Raw genomic sequence first — 303 nt, 5'->3', positions numbered from 1 at the left:
CTGCTGGCCTCTGGCCAGTACATCGGCGGGGCGGCGGTGCAGCGCTTTGAGGAGCAGTTTGCCCAGTTTTTGGGGGGTGGCCCCCTGGAGGCCGTCGGCTGCAATTCCGGCACCGATGCCTTGGTGTTGGCTTTGCAGGCTTTGGGCATCCAGGCGGGGGATGAGGTGCTCACCAGTGCCTTTAGTTTTTTTGCCTCGGCTGCCGCCATCAGCCGGGTGGGGGCGCGTCCGGTGTTTGTGGATGTGGATCCGTGCACCTTTAACCTGGATCCGCAGCTGCTGGAAAGGAGCATCTCCCCCCGC

General features: G+C 64.0%; 1 protein-coding gene. It reads left to right on the top strand.

Features of this window, described 5'->3' with window-relative positions; translation table 11 throughout:
- Nucleotides 1–303: aminotransferase class I/II-fold pyridoxal phosphate-dependent enzyme (locus NW837_RS13450; RefSeq protein WP_414332129.1), on the top strand; the 303-nt coding region annotated here is incomplete at both ends.

The organism is Synechococcus sp. R6-10 (genome assembly GCF_047461815.1).
GTDB lineage: Bacteria > Cyanobacteriota > Cyanobacteriia > Thermostichales > Thermostichaceae > Thermostichus.
The sequence above is the reverse complement of the archived record's forward strand: the minus strand, read 5'-3'. Positions and strand labels throughout refer to the sequence as shown.